This is a genomic window from Cellulomonas sp. P5_C5, assembly GCF_054049655.1.
Genome location: NZ_JBFULY010000001.1, coordinates 207,006 through 224,421, shown reverse-complemented (window position 1 = coordinate 224,421; position 17,416 = coordinate 207,006). Strand labels below are relative to the sequence as shown.

At 69.7% G+C, this 17,416-nt stretch carries 19 protein-coding genes; 7 read left to right on the top strand and 12 right to left on the bottom strand.

Going from position 1 to position 17,416, the window contains the following annotated elements:
• Positions 1-95 precede the first annotated feature (95 nt).
• Genes ACXJKF_RS01105 through ACXJKF_RS01095 form a run of 3 tightly spaced genes read left to right on the top strand, consistent with a single transcriptional unit; the run spans position 96 to position 2,670 of the window.
• Complete coding sequence (locus ACXJKF_RS01105; RefSeq protein ID WP_456785897.1) at positions 96-1,049, top strand: carbohydrate ABC transporter permease; 954 nt, start codon at positions 96-98, stop codon at positions 1,047-1,049.
• The gene (locus ACXJKF_RS01100) at positions 1,049-1,960 is read left to right on the top strand and encodes a carbohydrate ABC transporter permease (RefSeq protein WP_456785896.1); all 912 of its coding nucleotides are present in this window, start codon (positions 1,049-1,051) and stop codon (positions 1,958-1,960) included. The genes ACXJKF_RS01105 and ACXJKF_RS01100 overlap by 1 nt, the downstream gene beginning before the upstream one ends.
• Positions 1,961-2,004: 44 nt before the next feature.
• A complete protein-coding gene (locus ACXJKF_RS01095; RefSeq protein WP_456785895.1) occupies positions 2,005-2,670 on the top strand; it encodes a hypothetical protein in 666 nt (221 codons plus the stop codon).
• 28 nt (positions 2,671-2,698) lie between these two features.
• Here ACXJKF_RS01095 and ACXJKF_RS01090 read toward each other — a convergent pair whose 3' ends face one another.
• From ACXJKF_RS01090 to arfA, 3 genes are all read right to left on the bottom strand, one after another.
• Complete coding sequence (locus ACXJKF_RS01090; protein ID WP_456785894.1) at positions 2,699-2,947, bottom strand: hypothetical protein; 249 nt, start codon at positions 2,945-2,947, stop codon at positions 2,699-2,701.
• Between the two features lie 48 nt (positions 2,948-2,995).
• Positions 2,996-3,994 carry an alpha/beta hydrolase gene (locus ACXJKF_RS01085; RefSeq protein ID WP_456785893.1) on the bottom strand — a complete coding sequence of 333 codons (999 nt, stop codon included), beginning with the start codon at positions 3,992-3,994 and terminating at the stop codon, positions 2,996-2,998.
• 94 nt (positions 3,995-4,088) lie between these two features.
• On the bottom strand, positions 4,089-5,606 hold the full coding sequence (gene arfA / locus ACXJKF_RS01080) for an arabinosylfuranosidase ArfA (RefSeq protein WP_456785892.1): 1,518 nt from the start codon (positions 5,604-5,606) through the stop codon (positions 4,089-4,091).
• Between the two features lie 109 nt (positions 5,607-5,715).
• Between arfA and ACXJKF_RS01075 the strand changes: the two genes are divergently transcribed.
• From ACXJKF_RS01075 to ACXJKF_RS01060, 4 genes are all read left to right on the top strand, one after another.
• Complete coding sequence (locus ACXJKF_RS01075) at positions 5,716-7,161, top strand: Gfo/Idh/MocA family protein (RefSeq protein ID WP_456785891.1); 1,446 nt, start codon at positions 5,716-5,718, stop codon at positions 7,159-7,161.
• Complete coding sequence (locus tag ACXJKF_RS01070) at positions 7,158-8,072, top strand: DUF6807 domain-containing protein (protein WP_456785890.1); 915 nt, start codon at positions 7,158-7,160, stop codon at positions 8,070-8,072. Before ACXJKF_RS01075 ends, ACXJKF_RS01070 begins: the two co-directional genes overlap by 4 nt.
• A gap of 42 nt (positions 8,073-8,114) precedes the next feature.
• Entirely contained in the window at positions 8,115-8,843 is a 729-nt protein-coding gene (locus tag ACXJKF_RS01065; protein ID WP_456785889.1) for a cupin domain-containing protein, read from the top strand.
• Positions 8,844-8,922: 79 nt separating this feature from the next.
• On the top strand, positions 8,923-9,426 hold the full coding sequence (locus ACXJKF_RS01060) for a hypothetical protein (RefSeq protein ID WP_456785888.1): 504 nt from the start codon (positions 8,923-8,925) through the stop codon (positions 9,424-9,426).
• A gap of 3 nt (positions 9,427-9,429) precedes the next feature.
• On the opposite strand, the gene ACXJKF_RS01055 is transcribed toward ACXJKF_RS01060, so the two are convergent.
• From ACXJKF_RS01055 to ACXJKF_RS01015, 9 genes are all read right to left on the bottom strand, one after another.
• On the bottom strand, positions 9,430-11,076 hold the full coding sequence (locus ACXJKF_RS01055; protein ID WP_456785887.1) for a bifunctional 3'-5' exonuclease/DNA polymerase: 1,647 nt from the start codon (positions 11,074-11,076) through the stop codon (positions 9,430-9,432).
• A 153-nt stretch (positions 11,077-11,229) separates the two neighbouring features.
• The gene (locus ACXJKF_RS01050) at positions 11,230-11,451 is read right to left on the bottom strand and encodes a DNA polymerase beta superfamily protein (protein ID WP_456785886.1); all 222 of its coding nucleotides are present in this window, start codon (positions 11,449-11,451) and stop codon (positions 11,230-11,232) included.
• Positions 11,452-11,685: 234 nt separating this feature from the next.
• The gene (locus tag ACXJKF_RS01045; RefSeq protein WP_456785885.1) at positions 11,686-12,450 is read right to left on the bottom strand and encodes a hypothetical protein; all 765 of its coding nucleotides are present in this window, start codon (positions 12,448-12,450) and stop codon (positions 11,686-11,688) included.
• A 64-nt stretch (positions 12,451-12,514) separates the two neighbouring features.
• Positions 12,515-13,825, bottom strand: a complete 1,311-nt coding sequence (locus tag ACXJKF_RS01040) for an AAA family ATPase (RefSeq protein ID WP_456785884.1) — start codon at positions 13,823-13,825, stop codon at positions 12,515-12,517.
• A 252-nt stretch (positions 13,826-14,077) separates the two neighbouring features.
• A complete protein-coding gene (locus ACXJKF_RS01035; RefSeq protein ID WP_456785883.1) occupies positions 14,078-14,257 on the bottom strand; it encodes a hypothetical protein in 180 nt (59 codons plus the stop codon).
• Complete coding sequence (locus tag ACXJKF_RS01030) at positions 14,236-14,424, bottom strand: hypothetical protein (protein ID WP_456785882.1); 189 nt, start codon at positions 14,422-14,424, stop codon at positions 14,236-14,238. Before ACXJKF_RS01030 ends, ACXJKF_RS01035 begins: the two co-directional genes overlap by 22 nt.
• A 78-nt stretch (positions 14,425-14,502) precedes the next feature.
• Positions 14,503-15,147 carry a GNAT family N-acetyltransferase gene (locus tag ACXJKF_RS01025; RefSeq protein WP_456785881.1) on the bottom strand — a complete coding sequence of 215 codons (645 nt, stop codon included), beginning with the start codon at positions 15,145-15,147 and terminating at the stop codon, positions 14,503-14,505.
• Between the two features lie 82 nt (positions 15,148-15,229).
• A complete protein-coding gene (locus ACXJKF_RS01020; RefSeq protein ID WP_456785880.1) occupies positions 15,230-16,444 on the bottom strand; it encodes an ABC transporter permease in 1,215 nt (404 codons plus the stop codon).
• A complete protein-coding gene (locus ACXJKF_RS01015; protein ID WP_456785879.1) occupies positions 16,441-17,376 on the bottom strand; it encodes an ABC transporter ATP-binding protein in 936 nt (311 codons plus the stop codon). The genes ACXJKF_RS01020 and ACXJKF_RS01015 overlap by 4 nt, the downstream gene beginning before the upstream one ends.
• Positions 17,377-17,416: the final 40 nt, after the last annotated feature.

Here is a 17,416-nt window from a genome sequence, read left to right as displayed (position 1 = left end):
CGGTGGTGGGCCGCCCCTGGCACGGGGGCGGCCCACCTCCCACCGCGGTCCGACGAGGCCGCCAGCACATCGCAACCGACGAACGGATCACGCTCGTGACCCTCACTGCCGAGGCTCCGACAACGGGCCCCACGACGGCCGCGCACACCGCGGCCCGCAAGCGCCGCAAGCGGACCGAGTCCCTGGCCGGCTACGCGTTCCTGAGCCCCTGGCTGCTCGGGTTCGTCCTGCTCACCGCGGGCCCGATGATCGCCTCGCTGTACCTGGCGTTCACGAACTACAACCTGTTCGCGCCGCCCGAGTGGATCGGCCTGGAGAACTTCACACGCCTGTTCTCCGACCCGAACTACCAGCAGGCGTGGAAGGTCACTCTCACCTACGTCGTGCTGGGGACCCCGATCAAGCTGCTCGCCGCGCTGGCCGTGGCGATGCTGCTGAACAACGCGTTCAGCGGCAAGGGCTTCTACCGGTCCTCGTTCTACGCACCCTCGCTGATCGGGGCCTCGGTCTCCATCGCGATCGTGTGGAAGGCGATGTTCATCGACAACGGCATCGTCGACCAGGTGGGCCAGTTCCTCGGCTTCCCCGCCGGCGGCTGGGTCGGTGACCCGTCGCGCACCATGCCGATGCTCATCCTGCTGACCGTCTGGCAGTTCGGGGCGCCGATGGTCATCTTCCTGGCCGGGCTCAAGCAGATCCCGCAGGAGCTGTACGAGGCCGCGTCGGTCGACGGCGCCGGAGCCTCGCGCAAGTTCCTGAGGATCACGCTGCCGATGCTCTCGCCGGTCATCTTCTTCAACCTGCTGCTCGAGATGATCCACGCGTTCCAGATCTTCGCGTCGGCGTTCATCATCTCCAACGGCACCGGCGGCCCCGCCCGGTCGACGCTCTTCTACACGCTCTACCTCTACTTCCGCGGCTTCCAGGACTTCCAGATGGGCTACGCCTCCGCGATGGCCTGGATCCTCGTGATCGTCGTCGGCGCACTCGCGGCCGTCTTCTTCTGGAGCTCGAAGCACTGGGTCCACTACTCCGGGGAGGGGAAGTGATGAGCACCATCACGTCGACGTCCGACCACATCGTCAGCGCGCAGGACAGCGCGCGGCTGCGGCAGTCCACCAAGAACCGCAAGCGTGGCCGGGCCCTGGTCTTCCACCTGTGCTCGCTGGCCCTCATCGTGGTCGTGCTCTACCCCGCGGTGTGGATGCTGATGTCCTCGTTCAAGCCGTCCAGCGAGATCGTCGGCAACGTCAGCCTCATCCCCACCGACTTCACCGTGGCCAACTTCCAGAAGGCCATCGAGGGCATCGGCGGCGTCTCGTTCTGGACGTTCTTCATGAACTCGACGATCCTGGCCGTCGGCTCCGTCATCGGGATCACCCTGTCGTGCTCGATCAGCGCCTACGCCTTCGCGCGGATCGACTTCCCCGGGCGGAACGTCTTCTTCGCCCTCATGATCGGCACGCTCCTGCTGCCGTTCCACGTGGTGATCATCCCGCAGTACATCGTGTTCAACCGGCTCGGCCTGGTGGACACGTTCGTGCCCCTGCTGATCGGCAAGTTCCTCGCCGCCGAGGCGTTCTTCGTCTTCCTCATGGTCCAGTTCATGCGCAACCTGCCGCGTGAGCTCGATGAGGCCGCACGCATCGACGGCGCCGGCCACGTGCGGATCTTCCGATCGATCATGCTGCCGCTGATGAAGCCGGCCCTGGTCACCAGCGCGATCTTCGCGTTCATCTGGTCCTGGAACGACTTCTTCGGACCGCTGCTGTACCTGAAGAAGCCCGACCTGTACTCGCTGCCCATCGCGCTGCGACTCTTCGTCGACCAGACCACGACCTCGGACTACGGCGCCCAGATGGCGATGGCCGTCCTCGCCCTCGTCCCGGTCATGCTTTTCTTCCTCGTGTTCCAGCGGTACCTCGTCGAAGGCGTGGCCACCCAGGGACTCAAGGGCTGATGGGGGTTTCCACCGGGCGGCCGGACCGTGTGAGGCTGGATGCCATGAGCACCCCGCCTTCCGACGACGACTCCCGCCGCCCGGCGGACGCACCCGAGGGTTCCGCCGACGGCGACGTTCCGCCCGGTCCGGACCAGAGGCCGCTGCTCGGCGGCGGGCGGTTCGGGCTGTTCAGCGAGGCGCTCCTGGTCGGCCTCGGGGTCTCCGTGCTCAGCCTCCCGATCATCACCGCCGTCCCCGCGCTCGCCGCCGGGGTGTCCCACGTCCGCCGGCACCTCGACGGCCGGCCCGACACCGTCGCCGCGCTCTGGGAGGACTTCCGGTCCGCCTGCCGGGGCGTCTGGCTCGTCTCGATCGGCATGCCGGTCCTCCTGCTGGTCCTGCTGTTCAACCTGCAGCTCATCGGCGTCGGCGGGATGCCGGGCGGGACCGGCGTCCGGATCGCGACCGTGTTCCTGGTCGCCGTGCTGCTCGTGGTCGTGCTCCGGTCCGCCGCCGGCTGGTCGCCCGGCGCGCGCTGGGGGACCGTCGTGCAGACCGCCGCCAAGCGCACCGGCGACGACCTGACCGGCACCGTCCTGCTCGTCGTCGCGCTCGGGCTGTGCGCGGTCATGGTGTGGATGCTCGCGCCGCTCGCCGTCATCGTCCCCGGGCTGCTGTCGCTGGCAGTCGTGGCCGTCGAGCACCGCGCGTCGGTCCGCCAGGGCTAGCGAGAGGCTGCGGAGCGGCCGGCGCTCCTCAGCCCTCCTCGATGGAAGCTTCGTAGCCATGCTTTGCCAGGGCGGCGATGAGGTCCGCCTGCCACCGACTCTCGTCGTCGACGTGCCAGGTGTGGCCGCTCGCGCACCGGTAGTGCACCGGCTCCTCAGGCTCGAAGCAACCCATGAGGGCCAGGTCTCCAGCGTCACCCGCGGCCCGGGCAGCCTCGATCGGGAGCCCGAAGAGCGCAGGTATGCCCCCCTCACCGCACGTCGGGCAGGTCGTCATGCCCGCAGAGTAGGCCGCCGCCACGCGTGGCCGTGCACCCGCGACGGCCTACGGCAGCCGTTCGACGAACCGCTGGATCGCGGCCAGGGCCTCCTGGCCGGCGTCGGTGCCGAGGCGAAACTGGTAGTTGTGCCCCAGGGGCGGGACGTGGTCGGCGTCGAAGAGGAGGGTCTCGTGGGGGACGCCGAACCGCTCGAGCGTGGCGATCAGCGACAGGGTGTGGCCTAGTCCAGGATCGGCGTTGCCGCAGGAGACGAACGTCGGCGGGAAGTCGGCGGTCAGGTGCTCGACGACGGAGATGCCGGAGAAACGGGGGTCGTCGAGATAGTCGAGGGTGCCCGTGAACGACCGCATCACCGAGTCGACGAACCAGCGGTTGCGGCCGCGCAGCCCGCGCGCGAGCGACATGTCGAACGCCCCGCAGAAGAGCACGGTCCCCGCGAGCTGGTCGGGGCTGATCCGCGGGTGGGCGTCGATGGACGCGGCGTATGCCGGGCTCGTCACCATGCCCGCGACCTGCGCGCTGATCTGGGCGCCTGCCGAGTCGCCCGCCAGGACCAGGCGCTGCGCGTCGATGCCGAGCTCGTCGGCGTGCTCCGTGAGGTAGGCGAGGGCGTCGAGAAGCTGGAGTGCCTGCGTCGGGTAGGTGGCCCGAGGCGAGATCGAGTAGCCGACACCGACCACCGTGCAGCCGCCGCCGGCAATCACCCGCAGGTAGTTGGCGATGAGGTCCTTGCTGCCGGACAGCCACGCGCCGCCGTGCACCCAGACGATCGTCGGGAGAGCGACGTCGGGCGTCGTCGAGCGGTGCACGTCGAGGCGGGCGTCGGGGTCGCCGTCGCGGTAGGGGATGTCGAGGGTGGAGACGACGTGCCCGGGGACGAAGGGCAGGGTCGCGGTGAGCCGTTCGGCGCCGTTGCGGTCGAACCGGCGACGGATCACGACCGACGCGGGCTTCGGGCTCAGGTAGGCGGCGACCCCGAAGCCCACCAGGCCCGCGGCCAGCAGGCCGAGCAGCCAGCCGACCACGAGCCCGAGACGTCTCATCTGTCGATAGTCGCACCGTGCGGGCGCTCTGCAGTGGGCGAACTGGCAGTTCGGGCCGGCCTCCGTGGTTCGGGCTGCCGAGCTCGGTGCGGCGTCAGGCGCGGGTCAGTGTGCCCGGCAGCGCGGTCCACGACTCCGGGGCGAGGGTCACGACGGTGCTGCCCGTGGCCGACGCGGGGCCGTCGACCTCGCACACGTGGCGCTCCGCGACCGCGGCAGCGTGCTCCGGTCCCTCGACGGCGGGCTCGTGGTCGGCGGTCACCTGCACGCCCCGGCCCAGGGCCAGCGTCACGCCGGGGTGCGACAGCTCGACCTCGACCGCCTCGGCGGAGCGGTTGACGAGGAACACGGCGACGTCGGACCCGTCGAGCGTCGCGGCCGCGGTGACCACCGGGACGTCGCCGTGGGCCGTCGTCGCCATCGTCGGACAGGAGACGCGCAGGTCGAGGGCGGTGCCGCGGGCCAGGCGCGCGGTCGTCGCGAAGGGGTGGAACGTGGGCTGGCGCCAGGCGGGCCCGTCGGGCTCGGTCATGATCGGCGCGATCACGTTGACCAGCTGGGCCAGGCACGCGACGGGCACGCGGTCGGCGTGGTTGAGGAGCGTGACGAGCAGGTCGCCGACGACGACCGCGTCGAGCGCCGAGTAGACGTCCTCGATGATGCGCGGGGCGTCCCTCTGCAGCGGGAGGTTCTTCTCGCCGACGAACCGGGACTGCAGGTACCAGACGTTCCACTCGTCGAACGACAGGGTGACCACCTTGTCGGACCGGCGCCGGGCGGCGACGGCGTCGGCGGACGCGATGACGCGTCGGATGAACCGGTCCATCGACGTGCCGGACCCGAGGAACGAGGCGCGGTCGCCGTCCATCTCCTCGTAGTAGGCGTGCATCGAGAGGTGGTCGACGACGTCCCACGTGTGCTCGAGGACGGTCTGCTCCCAGGAGCCGAAGGTGTCCATCATCATCGACGACGAGCCGCAGACCACGAGCTCGATCGACGGGTCCACCAGCCGCATGGCCTTGCCGGCCTCGGCGGCGAGCTTGCCGTACTCGTCGGCGTCCTTGTGCCCGATCTGCCACGGGCCGTCCATCTCGTTGCCCAGGCACCACAGCCGCACACCGTAGGGCTCGGCGCGACCGTTCGCGATGCGCAGGTCGGCCCAGCGCGACCCGGCCTCGCCGTTGCAGTACTCGACGAGCGCCGCCGCGGCGGCGACCCCGCGGATGCCCAGGTTGACGGCCATCATCGGCTCGATGCCCTCGCGCTCGGCCCACTGCAGGAACTCGTCGGTGCCCACGGTGTTCGGCTCGATGGTCCGCCACGCCAGGTCGATGAACGGCAGGCGGTTCTCGACGGGTCCGACGGCGTCCTCCCAGACGTAGTTGGAGACGAAGTTGCCGCCGGGGTACCGGACCATGCTCACGCCGAGCTCGCGGGTCAGGTCGGCGACGTCGCGGCGGAAGCCGTGCTCGTCGGCGGTCTCGTGGCCCGGCTCGTAGATGCCGGTGTAGACGGCGCGCCCGAGGTGCTCGACGAACGACGCGAACAGGCGGCGGTCGATCTCGCCCACGCGGAAGTCGGGGTGCAGCAGGACGGTGGCTCGCGGGGACATCGGATCTCCTCTGTGCAACTTCAGGTCCACCGCTTAGGCTACCTACCGACGGACAACGCTTTCCCACGCGTCCGTCGCAACGAGGCGACGACACACACCGAGGACACCCGTGAGCGACCAGAACCCCACCGCACCGCGTCCCGCATCGAGCAGCAGCACGGTCGCCGGACCCGGCGTCATCCCCGAGTTCGCCCCCGCGCCGCCGGGTGAGCGCCTGCGCTACGCCGTGGCCGGGACGGGGCACCGGGCGGGCATGTACGTCGACGCGATCGTCGGGGAGCACGCCGACGTCGCCACCCTGGTCGCGCTTCTGGACACCAACCCGGGCCGGATGGACCACTACGAGGGGGTCGTCTCCCAGGCTCTCGGCCGGACCGCCGGGCTGCCGCAGTACGCGCCGGACGGCCTCGAGAAGATGATCGCCGAGCAGTCCGTCGACGTCGTGATCGTCACCGCACCCGACCACGCGCACGCGGAGCTCGTCGCGCGGGCGCTCGCCGCGGGGGCCGACGTCGTCGTCGAGAAGCCGCTGACCGTCGACCGGCCCGGCTGCCGCCGCATCACGGGCGCGGTCGCCGAGACCGGCCGGGACGTCGTCATGACGTTCAACTACCGGTACGCCCCGCGGAACTCCTCCCTGCGCCAGGTCATCGCGTCCGGCGAGATCGGCGAGGTGACGTCCGTGCACTTCGAGTGGGCGCTGGACACCGTGCACGGCGCCGACTACTTCCGCCGCTGGCACCGCGAGAAGAAGAACTCCGGCGGCCTGCTGGTGCACAAGTCGAGCCACCACTTCGACCTGGTCAACTGGTGGCTGGGCGACGTGCCGGCCCGCGTCTACGCCCGCGGCGGCCTGAAGTTCTACGGCGACCGCAACGCCGCCGACCGCGGGCTGGGCGCCCGACCCGCCCGGGGCACCGGCGTCGTGGGCGACCCGTTCACGCTCGACCTCAACGCCGACCCGCGCCTGAAGTCGCTGTACCTCGACGCCGAGGAGCACGACGGCTACCTGCGCGACCAGGACGTGTTCGGCCCCGGCATCACCATCGAGGACAACCTGGCGCTCCTCGTCGACTACCGCCGCGGCGCCACCCTGACCTACTCGCTGAACGCGCACAGTCCCTGGGAGGGGTACCGCGTCACCGTCAACGGCACCGCCGGGCGTGCGGAGCTCGAGGTCGTCGAGCGCGGGGCGATCGCGCTCGACGAGGACGGCAACGCGCTGCTCGACCCGTCGGCCACCCCGACCTCGCTCGGCGACGCGCTGCGGCCCGAGGGGGAGCGGCTGCTGGTGCAGAAGCACTGGGAGCGGGCCACCGAGTTCCCGATCCCCGACGGCATCGGCGGGCACGGCGGCGGCGACGCGATCCTGCTCAAGGACGTGTTCCGACGGCACCTGCGGGTGTCCGAGGACGCCCTGGGCCGCCCCGCGGGGTACCTCGACGGGCTGCGGGCCGTGTCGGTCGGCATCGCGGCCAACCAGTCGCTGGTCACGGGCCTGCCGGTGACGATCGGCGACCTGGACCTCGGCGTCTCGCTCGAGGCGGACCGGTGACCCTCTCCGCCCTGCACGACGTCGGCCGGGCGATCGACGTCGTCCTCGACGGGACCACCCTGGCGCAGTACATCTACGTCCCCACCGACGTGCAGCTGGAGAGCCCGCGCCCCTACCTGCACCCGGTCCGCACGCGCGGCGGCGACCTGGTCACCGCGTTCCGGCCGCACGACCACGTGTGGCACAAGGGCATCGCCTGGTCACTGCCGGTGGTCGGCGAGCACAACTTCTGGGGCGGCCCCACCTACGTGCACGGTCAGGGGTACGTGCAGCTGGAGAACGACGGGTCGATGGACCACGTCGCGCTCACCTCGCTGACGGTCGAGCAGGACCGGGTCGACCTCACGCACACCCTCGCCTGGCACACGCAGGCCGGAGCTCACGTGATCGACGAGCAGCGGACCCTCGGGTTCGTCGTCCCGGAGGGTCGCGACGACGCCTGGGTGCTGACGTTCGAGACGACGATGACCAACGTGTCCGCCGACGACCTGACCATCGGGTCGCCCACGACGCGCGGTCGCGAGAACGCCGGGTACGGCGGGCTGTTCTGGCGCGGTCCCCGGTCGTTCACCGGCGGCACCCTCCTCGCCCCCGACTTCTCCGGCGGCGAGGAGGCTCGCGGCACGCGCGGTCCCTGGATGGGGTTCGTCGGCCGGCACGACGACACCGGCGGGGAGTCGACCGTCGTCATCGTCGACGGCACCGACAACCCGTCGCACCCGCCGCAGTGGTTCGCCCGGACCGAGCAGTTCGGCTGCCTGAACCCGGCACCGTTCTTCTCCACCGAGGTCCCGTTCGTCCCCGGGGACACCCTGCGGTTCCGGTACGCGGTCGTGATCGCCGACGGTCCCAGCGACCCCACGTCCGCCGCGGCGCTGGCCGCGCTCGGCGCGGAGTCGGTCCCGGCATGAGACGACCGACCGGTCGGCCCCAGGTCGGGGGATCCTGATCCGATGAGCGGACTTCCCGGTGGTGTCTCGATCAGCCACCTGCGCGTGTACGACTGGCCCTCACCCGACGGCGTCGGCGTGGCGGGCAGCGGGTCGCCGCACCTGCACGTCGCCTCGTCCGAGGCGTACGTCGTCCTCGGCGGGACCGGGGCCGTCCACACGCTCGGGCCGTCGGGGTTCTTGGTGCACCCGCTGCGCCCCGGGTCGATCGTCTCGTTCGGCCCCGGGGTCGTGCACCGCGCCGTGAACGACGGCGACCTCGAGGTCCTGGTCCTCATGTCGAACGCGGGGCTGCCCGAGGCCGGCGACGCCGTCCTGACCTTCCCGGCGGCCGTCCTCGCCGACCCGGCCGCGTACCGCGAGGCGGCCACCCTCCCGGGTGAGGGGGCCTCCGACGACGAGATCGCCGCAGCCGCCCGCCGCCGCCGCGACCTCGCCCTGGAGGGGTACGCCGAGCTCGGCGCCGCCGTCGACCGCCTCGGCCCCGCCGCCCTCACACCGCTCCACGACGCCGCGACCCGCCTGGTCCGACCGTTCGCGCCGCGCTGGCAGGAGACGTGGACGCGCAACGTCTACCCGGAGACCGAGAGCACCGCGGCCGCGCTCGAAGGACTCTTCCGCGGTGTCGCGCCGCACCTCGCCCGCGGCACGGTCTCCGGTGTCGAGGCCGACCCGGCGCCGCGCCGGTACGGGATGTGCGGCCGGCTCCAGACCTGGCCGACGTCGTCCTGATCGGCGCCGAGGCGGTGGCCCGTCTCCGGATAGGTCACGATAGGGACCGTTGTCCGACCGCGGAGGGTTGAGGGAGAACGTGGACGATCGCGTCACGCGCGTAGGACGGTTCCTGCACAGCAAGGGGCCGGCGGAGATGCTCTACGGCGCCCTGGTGTCGAGCGTCGTCCTCGCCGCGACCAGCGCCGGCGCAGAGACGGGCGAGCTGGTGGTCGTCGCGACCGCCCTGGTCTCGGTGACCTACTGGCTCGCGCACGTCTACGCGGACGCGATCGGCGGGCGCTTCGAGGACACCGACCACAGTGCGCACCACCGGCTCCGCCACGCGCTGCGCAACAACACCGGCGTCCTGCTGGGCAGTTTGCCGGTGCTCGTCGTCTTCCTGATCGGTCGGATCCTCGGCATGAACGTGGCGAACGCCGCGTTCCTCTCGCTCTGGTTCACGGTCGCGATGCTCGCGGGCGTCGCCGCGTTCGCGGCACACCGAGCCGGGGTCCGTGGTGCTCCGCTGCTGGGCGAGACCGCCCTGGCGGCAGGCTTCGGGCTCCTCGTCATCGCGCTCAAGCTGATCCTGAGCCACTGACCGCTACTTCGCCTGGTCGTAGCTGTCCACCACGGTGACGTTCAGCGCGAAGTCCACGGGGGTGTCCCCGAACAGCAACCGTCCCGCCTCGACCGCCGACTCCCGCACGGCGACCGCGACCACGTCGGCGACGTCCGCCGGCGAGTGGACCATGACCTCGTCGTGCAGGAAGAACACCAGGTGCGGCCGGCCGTCGACCGCGAGCAGCCGGCGCCGCAGCGACGCCATCCAGCACAGCGCCCACTCGGCGGCGGTCCCCTGCACGATGAAGTTCCGCGTGAACCGCCCCCAGTCCCGCCCGCGTCGGCGTGCGGCCCGGACGTCCTCGGCACCCGCTCCCTCGGCCGACGCGGCGGCGAGCTCCGCCTGCCAGGCTGCGTCCGGACGCGGTGACGTGCGGCCGAGCCAGGTGGACACGACATCGCCGCGCTCTCCGGCCCGGGCGCCCGCCTCGACCAGCGCGACCGCCCGCGGGTAGGCCTTGGTCAGGCGGGGCATGAGGACCGCCGACGGGCCGGTGGTCGCGCCGTAGATCGCGCCGAGCATCGCGTACTTGGCCTCGGAGCGGGTCTCGACGATGCCCGCGTCCACCACCCCCTGGTACAGGTCGGCGTGCCGACCGGCCGCGGCCATCGCGCCGTCGCCCGACATCGCGGCCAGCACGCGCGGTTCCAGCTGGGCGGCATCGGCGACGACGAGCTTCCACCCCGGGTCGGCACGCACCGCCGCACGGACGCTCGCGGGCAGCTGGAGCGCACCCCCACCGCTGGTCGCCCACCGCCCGGTCACCACACCGCCCGGCACGTAGTCGGGACGGAACCGGCCGTCGTGGACCCAGGCCTCCATCCACGCCCAGCCGTTGGAGCTGAGGAGCCGGGCGAGCTTCTTGTACGCGAGCAGAGGCTCCTTCACCGGGTGGTCGAGCTGCTGGATCTCCCACTTCCCGGTCGACTCCACGTCGCAACCCGCCGACCGCAACCCGCGCAGCAGGTCCGGCTGCGAGTCCAGGTTCAGCGACGGCTGCCCGAGCGCCTCCCGGACCTCGTCGGCCAGCGCCTCCAGCTTGGCCGGCCGTCCGCTTCGCGGGCGCGGACCGAGCATCTCCGTCAGGAGGGCATCGTGCGCCTCGACGCTCCACGGCATCCCGTCGTGCTGCATCTCCGCGGCGATCAGCGCACCCGTGGACTCGGCGGCCAGCAGCAGCCGCAGGCGCCCGGGCTCGTCCGCACCCGCCACCGCCGCGAGCTGGTTCCGCAGCTCGTCGAGGGGATCCGCCGGGGTCGACGGTCCCGCGTCGTCGAACAGGCTGCCCTCGACCGGCGGCGGCGTGCGAGGCCCGTCCCACGGCCCCGCTTCCGCAATGGCCAGGGCCGATTCCTTCGAGTACACGCTCCGCCGCAGGATCGCGTGGCAGAGCCGCAGGTCGTGACACCGCTCGACCCGCACCCCTGCCGCCAGCAGCGCCGGGTAGCGGCGCGACGTGTCGTCCCAGACCCACCGCGGCCGGTCCGCCTCACGCTCGCGGACGACCTCGACGAGGTCCTCGGCAGCGACCGTGACCGAGCCGAGCGCCTCGCCCTGGTCAGTCAGCGACTGCAGCTCCACCACGCCAGCGCGCGACGGGTCGTCGAGGAGCAGCAGCAAGGACACGGCTCATGGTCGCAGCCGCGTCCGACAGCACAGGTCAGGCCGCGTACGTCCGCAACGCGTGGCGGAGATTTCCGCGGCGACCGCCCGCGTGGCGTCGAGATCGGTCCGTCGATACTCCAGCCAGGGCCGGTCGAGCAGCTCCACCGACACCAGCTAGCTCAGCACGGCGGGCATGGCGCCGGAACCCGTCTCCTGCGTGACCGCCTTGAGCGCGACGAGGTCGTCGATCGCGTCGCATTGCCCGGCCGTCAGAACCGTCTGCGCCGCCACATCGCCGAGCGTCATCGGCGGGAGCGCGGCGTCCGGGAGCTGGCCCAGCCAGCGCACCGCGAGCGCCGGCCGCACCGAGTGGAACAGCTTCTTCGGATCGTCCATCGTTGCGGGCGAACCGCCCCCACTGCTGCCGCCCTACGCCCACGTAGTGCCGACCGACCAGCGCGCAATCCCCGACCTTGTCGGCGAGCGCGAGGAACTCCCCGGCGAGCCCGGCTGCGACCGGTACACCATCGGCGAACCGAGCCGGCTCTTTAGCGCCTAAAGCACTAAACGGCGGCCTGGCGGCATGATAGCGCGCGCCGGTAGTGGGGGACACATGGGTTCAGGGGAGAACTATTCGCCAGAAAGATAGGACACGATCGCGGCAAGCGTCGGATACTGGGCGACGTGCTCGCGGGCGAACGTGCTGCGCACCAGCCTGCCAGCGTCATCGACGCGAATTCCGAGAGTCGCAAGTTGCTTTGTCAGGATCCGCATGCTGTCCTTCCCGTGGATAACGTCGCGTTCTGGAATCGTTTGAAGGTGAGCGGAAATGACTTCGATATCGAGCAACAGCTGGTCCAGCAGCCTCAGGGAGTGATCGGCGGCTTGAAGAAGAGCACTAACTGCCGGCCTCTTGCGAATATCAATGCACAAACCGTCAGCAGTGTCGACGTGTCGGATCCATTTGCCGTCCGAAACGGGTAGTCTAAGTCCTTGCTGGATAGAAGCAAGTCGCACAGCTGCAAAGAAGCGCGCGCACGTCACCATCGAATTAAAGATATCTAGTGCGGGTGGCTCGGAGATGCCGCAGCCTGCGCGCAGTACCGAATCGAGATTCGGCTCTGCGAGCACATAACTCTCAAGGTCCCGATGATCAGTGAGCCACGCCTTGGCTGGTAGTACTTCACCACCATCGTGCAGGCGGAAATGATCGGCGTCCACAAGTCCGCGAATATCAGCGTCGACATCGTCGGCGAGAGTGAGAAATCTCAAGAGACGGCCGCGATTTCCGCCGTCAGTGCCGGAGTCGATCTCGACAAAATCTATCCCGATGACTCGCGCATTGCTCGAAATTTGCGCCTGGGCGAGCCACTCAAGGAATATCTGGTCCGTCACCCCCTCGACGTACAACTCGCGTCGATCAGGATCCATTCGATGCGCCGCGAAGATTGCCTGGGGCTCACGTCTCAGCATCGAACATCACGGACCCGCTGAGTTCGATCAGGCTCTGCGGATATCCAGCAGCGACGTCGGGGGAATGTGTTGCAATCACGAACTGAGGAGCCGCCCGTGATGCACAGCGGATTAGGCTTGGAAGCAGTTTCCGTTGCCAGCCGACGTGCATCGAGAGCTCTGGCTCGTCGATAGCGATGATTGTCCCTCGTCGGCGCGTGGTTAGCGCGGAGACCATGAGGTAGAGCAGTTGGAACTCGCCCGATGAAAGTTGGCTCTCGGACAGGCTGGACACCTCGTCCGTACCGTTTATTGTCAAGCCTTGTCGAGCGTCGACGCGTACATACTTGTCGAAAAGGAATTCGTCCATTACGGATTCGAATGTGAGCAATCGCTCCGCAATAAGTTGGCGGGCGCCAGCTCGCGATTCCAGGAATTCTGTGTAGGTGCCGAGAACCGCTAGCACCCGCTCGTCTAGGTTCGATCCACTCGCACCGAGAATTCCCATTAGTCGCTCGAAGTCCCACTGATCGCGACCCAAACCGAGACGGAGATGCGTCGCCTCCATTTCGTGGACGCGGCTAAGCGTCTGAACAATCTCCTCTCTTTTCATGGGCGCCTTGCCCGGATTTGCAAGTTCGTCAATTACCCGAATAAACAGGTCGGGCTGATTGGATCGAAAATATGAAGGGGAGTCGAGTTGCGCTTCGCGAATGAAGCGCTTGACCTTCTCAGCCAAGCTAGTGCGAGGGCCGCGATCTCGATGTCGGTCGGCGGCCAGTGCCGCCTCAAGCGCAATGACATCCGACAACTCGCCGGAACCTGTGTGCACCAATCTATTCCGTGCAGCGCGCACAACTTGCGCGCGTTCGCCTGCTACGACTTCTTCCAAAGGGTCTCGACGTGTGCCGAGATACTCGAAGGAGAGCAGTTCCGTTGCTGTCTTGAAACGGTTGCGGAAGTTTTCGACGTCTTCCACATCCTGCTCGCGCCAAGGACCGGATTGGTCGGGGCTGAGTAGCGCGGATCCGCCGTCGAACTCGGCCACGAGCACACCGTCGGGCCGCCTTGCGACCGAAATGGCGGAACCAGTGTTAAAGACTAGTCGCGCTGTTCCAAATGGCACGGCCCGAAATGCGGAGAAGTCGAGCGCCATCATTCCATTGAGCATGCGAAGCACGGTTGTCTTCCCAATACCATTGCGCCCATGCAGGATGACGACGGATGGAACCGCGTCCTCCTCGGAAGCGGTGGGAAAAGGTACTCTATGATCATATTTTCCGAACAAACCTCTAACCGTAAGTTCAGCCAACTGCACGGCGCGCCCTCCTTGTGGAAATCGGTCGGGCTCGACGGCTGCCCTTGGCTAGGGTAGCGGCCGGCGAGGGGGGTTTGGCTTGATCGTGAAATTCACTCTTTCGCAGGACGAACATGGCGCCGGCGGTGTTGACGACTATCGAACGGCGGTTCGGCGATTCGCCAGGTGCGAGGTCCGAGAACTTGCCGACCACCGGACAGTTGGCGAGTTCGCGGTCCGTGATGGACTGACCGGACCGTCGGCGGCCAGATGTCACGTCACCGCCTCGAGCTCGGCAGCGCCGGCCGCACCGTCACCGCCGACCCGTCCAGCGGTCCCTGCCGCGAGCGCCTCGCACGCGTCCGACCCCGCTGCGGACACCGCCAGCCGCCAGTTGGCGTCGGCGTGGATGTCCCACCCGTACCGCTTGCTCAGGTAGCTGGACCGCGGCACGGGTGCGACCGGGAGTAGAAGGACGCCAACGCGTCAAGAGACGAAGGGTCGACCGCGTGCCGTGAGGGCCACACCTGAGAGATCACGTCGGAGCGCCGCAGCGCGTAGGGCGCGGACGCGATTAGGGAGAAGGTAGTGGCGGCGATGGTCGTCCCGGACGGTTCCACGCCGGCGACGGCAGAGGCGTCCGGCGCGACCGTGATGAAGGTGGACGCGAAGTCGACGTCCCCCCATGCGGGCTGACGCTACATGCCGCTAGCCACAGGCGAGCGGTGCATCGGGAAGATCCACGGTCCGTCGTCGGGGTGGCCGAGGGGCACGCGCGACTTCACCGGGTTGTAGCCGAGGGCGGTGTAGTAGCCGACGTTGTCGGGCTTGGTGGTCTCCAGGTAGGACGGTGCGCCGGCGCCGTCGATGAGCCCGAAGACGGTCGCCATGAGGCGCTTGCCGCGGCCGGCGCGCTGGAGGTCGGGACGGACGCCGAGGGCCTCGACGTACCAGGAGTCGCCCGGGACGCCGGCGGAGGTCACGTCGCCGAACTTGATGATGCCGAGGCTGTGCTCGCGGGTGTTGACGGCGATCCGCACGATGCGGAACGCCTGGCGCCACCAGCGGGCGGGGGTCATCGGGTAGGTGCCGGGCGGGTAGAGGGCGATGGCGCCGGTCACCTCGCCGTCGAGCCGGGTCACGAACGCGTGACCGTGCTGCACGGAGTCGGACAGGGTCATCCGGTACATCGCGCGGAGCTCACGTTCGCGACGCGCGCGGACGGGGAACAGGTGGACGAAGCCGGGGTCGTCGGCCAGGGCTGCTGCCAGCACCGTCGCCGCTTCCGCGATGCCGGACGGGTGCAACGGCTCGACGACATCGGGCGGCGGGGCGGCGGGCATGTCGCGCATCCTCTCTGGGACATGCGTCCAGATGCAACCCCCGAATGACTCTCGTGAACACCCACCTGACCTGCGCAAACACTTACGACGCTGTCAGTGCGTCCTTGAGCTTGATCCGCCCGCCGCTGCGCAGGACCGCGTTCGAGTAGATCCGGCCGGCCAGCCAGACGAGCACCGGGATCAGCGCCAGCGACAGCCCGAGCGACACGGCGACCTCCCACGGCGCGACCTCGCCGAGCGCGATCCGCATGGGCATCAGCATCGGGGCGCAGAACGGGACGAAGCTCAGCCACACGACGAGCGGGTTGGTCGGGTCCCACGGGGCGATGCTGACGCCGACGAGGTACGGGATCATCATCAGCGTCATGATCGGCGCGGTCACCGAGCCGACGTCCTCCTGGCGCGACACCAGGGCGGCCAGCGCGGCGAGCGCGAGCGCGTACATCGTGAAGCCGACGACGAACCAGATGATCACCCACAGCGCGGTGACGCCGAGGTTGATCGAGCTGGCGTCGACGAGCCCCAGGGCTGCAGCCGTCCCGGCCCCCGCACCGACGACGAGCACCACCTGGCTCAGCCCGATGACCCCGATGCCCAGCACCTTGCCGGCCATGAGCTGCCACGGCCGCACGGTCGCCAGCAGCAGCTCCACGACGCGCGACGACTTCTCCTCGACGACGCCCTGCGCGACCAGCTGGCCGGCGGTCATCAGCGAGATGAACAGCAGGATGCCCGCGACGAACCCCGCCACGATCTGCGCGCTGTCCTGCTCCGGCTCGGGCTCCAGCGCGGTGACGTCCGGCTCCGCCTGCGCGATCGCGCGACCGACCTCGCCCGGGTCGCCGCCCAGGTCGGTGACCTCGGACGTGAGCGCCTCCTGCTGCGCCAGCGACGCGAACACGGGGGTGAGGGCGTCGGGGAGCGACGTGTGCACGCTGACCGCCAGCGGGTCGGTGCCCGTCACGACCGCGGCGAGGGTGCCGTCCTTCAGGAGCGCCTCGCCCTCCTCGACGGAGTCGACGTCCTGCGTCTCGATCGTCGTGCCGGTCACCGCGCCGATGGCGACGATCTGCTCGGCGATGTCGGCCGCCTCAGGCGTGACGCCCACCTGCTGGGCGGTGTCGGCCTGCGAGCCGATGATGTTGAGCAGGACCCCGCCGAGCACCACGGCGGCGACGAGCGCGACGGTGGTCCAGACGAAGGCCTTGGACCGGACGCGCGTGCTGATCTCCCGCCCGGCGATGAGGCGGATGGCGGCGCCGTTCGAGATCTCGACGACGGTCGGGCGGGGGGTCATGCGGACACCGTCTCTCGGTCGGTCGCGGTGGCGTCGGTGGTCACGACGTGCCGGTACAGCTCGGTCAGGGAGGGGCGCAGCAGGCTGAACTCGTGCACGGGCCCGGCCGCCATCGCCGCGCGGAGGATCTCCTGGTCGACGCCGTCGGAAGACTGCCCGCGGACCTCGACCACCGACCGCGTGCCCTGCGCGGACACGACGTGGGCCGACGGGACCGCGCCGGCCCAGGTCGCCGCGGGCGGACCGTCGACCACCCAGCGCCGGTCGTCGGTCCGGCGCAGCTCCTCGATCCCGCCGAACTTCACCATGGACCCGCTCTTGATGATCCCGACGCGGTCGCACAGGGCCTCGACGAGCTCGAGCTGGTGCGACGAGAACAGCACGGGCACACCCGCGGCGGCCTGGTCGCGCAGCACGCCGCTCATCACGTCGACCGCGACGGGGTCGAGGCCGGAGAACGGCTCGTCGAGCACGAGGATGTCGGGGGAGTGCACGAGCGCCGCGGCCAGCTGGACGCGCTGCTGGTTGCCCAGCGACAGCTTGAGGATCTCGTCGCCGCGCCGCTCCGCGATGCCGAGCACCTCGGTCCAGTGCTCCATGGCGGCCTTGGCCGACGACGGGCTCAGCCCGTGCAGCCGCGCGAGGTAGACCAGCTGGTCGCTGACCTTCATCCGCGGGTAGAGGCCGCGCTCCTCGGGCATGTAGCCGATGCGCTGCCGCACCGCCAGGTCGACCGGCCGCCCGTCCCAGCTGACCTCGCCGGAGTCCGCCTCCAGCACGCCGAGCACGATCCGCATCGTCGTCGACTTGCCGGCGCCGTTGGAGCCGACGAAGCCGACGATCTCACCGGCCCGCACCTCCATCGACAGGTCGCGCAGCGCGCGGACCTCGCCATACGTCTTGTTGAGGGACTCCATCGTCAGTGCACCCATGGCGCCCATCGAAACATCTGTCGGAGGTCAGGCCTAGTCT

Excerpts from the sequence above, each read along its gene's own strand:
- ACXJKF_RS01100 (WP_456785896.1), top strand. The coding sequence starts at position 1,049 with ATGAGCACCATCACGTCGACGTCCGACCACATCGTCAGCGCGCAGGAC.
- ACXJKF_RS01095 (WP_456785895.1), top strand. The coding sequence starts at position 2,005 with ATGAGCACCCCGCCTTCCGACGACGACTCCCGCCGCCCGGCGGACGCA.
- ACXJKF_RS01090 (WP_456785894.1), bottom strand. The coding sequence starts at position 2,947 with ATGACGACCTGCCCGACGTGCGGTGAGGGGGGCATACCTGCGCTCTTC.
- ACXJKF_RS01085 (WP_456785893.1), bottom strand. The coding sequence starts at position 3,994 with ATGAGACGTCTCGGGCTCGTGGTCGGCTGGCTGCTCGGCCTGCTGGCC.
- arfA (WP_456785892.1), bottom strand. The coding sequence starts at position 5,606 with ATGTCCCCGCGAGCCACCGTCCTGCTGCACCCCGACTTCCGCGTGGGC.
- ACXJKF_RS01065 (WP_456785889.1), top strand. The coding sequence starts at position 8,115 with ATGAGCGGACTTCCCGGTGGTGTCTCGATCAGCCACCTGCGCGTGTAC.
- ACXJKF_RS01050 (WP_456785886.1), bottom strand. The coding sequence starts at position 11,451 with ATGGACGATCCGAAGAAGCTGTTCCACTCGGTGCGGCCGGCGCTCGCG.
- ACXJKF_RS01025 (WP_456785881.1), bottom strand. The coding sequence starts at position 15,147 with ATGCCCGCCGCCCCGCCGCCCGATGTCGTCGAGCCGTTGCACCCGTCC.
- ACXJKF_RS01020 (WP_456785880.1), bottom strand. The coding sequence starts at position 16,444 with ATGACCCCCCGCCCGACCGTCGTCGAGATCTCGAACGGCGCCGCCATC.
- ACXJKF_RS01015 (WP_456785879.1), bottom strand. The coding sequence starts at position 17,376 with ATGGGTGCACTGACGATGGAGTCCCTCAACAAGACGTATGGCGAGGTC.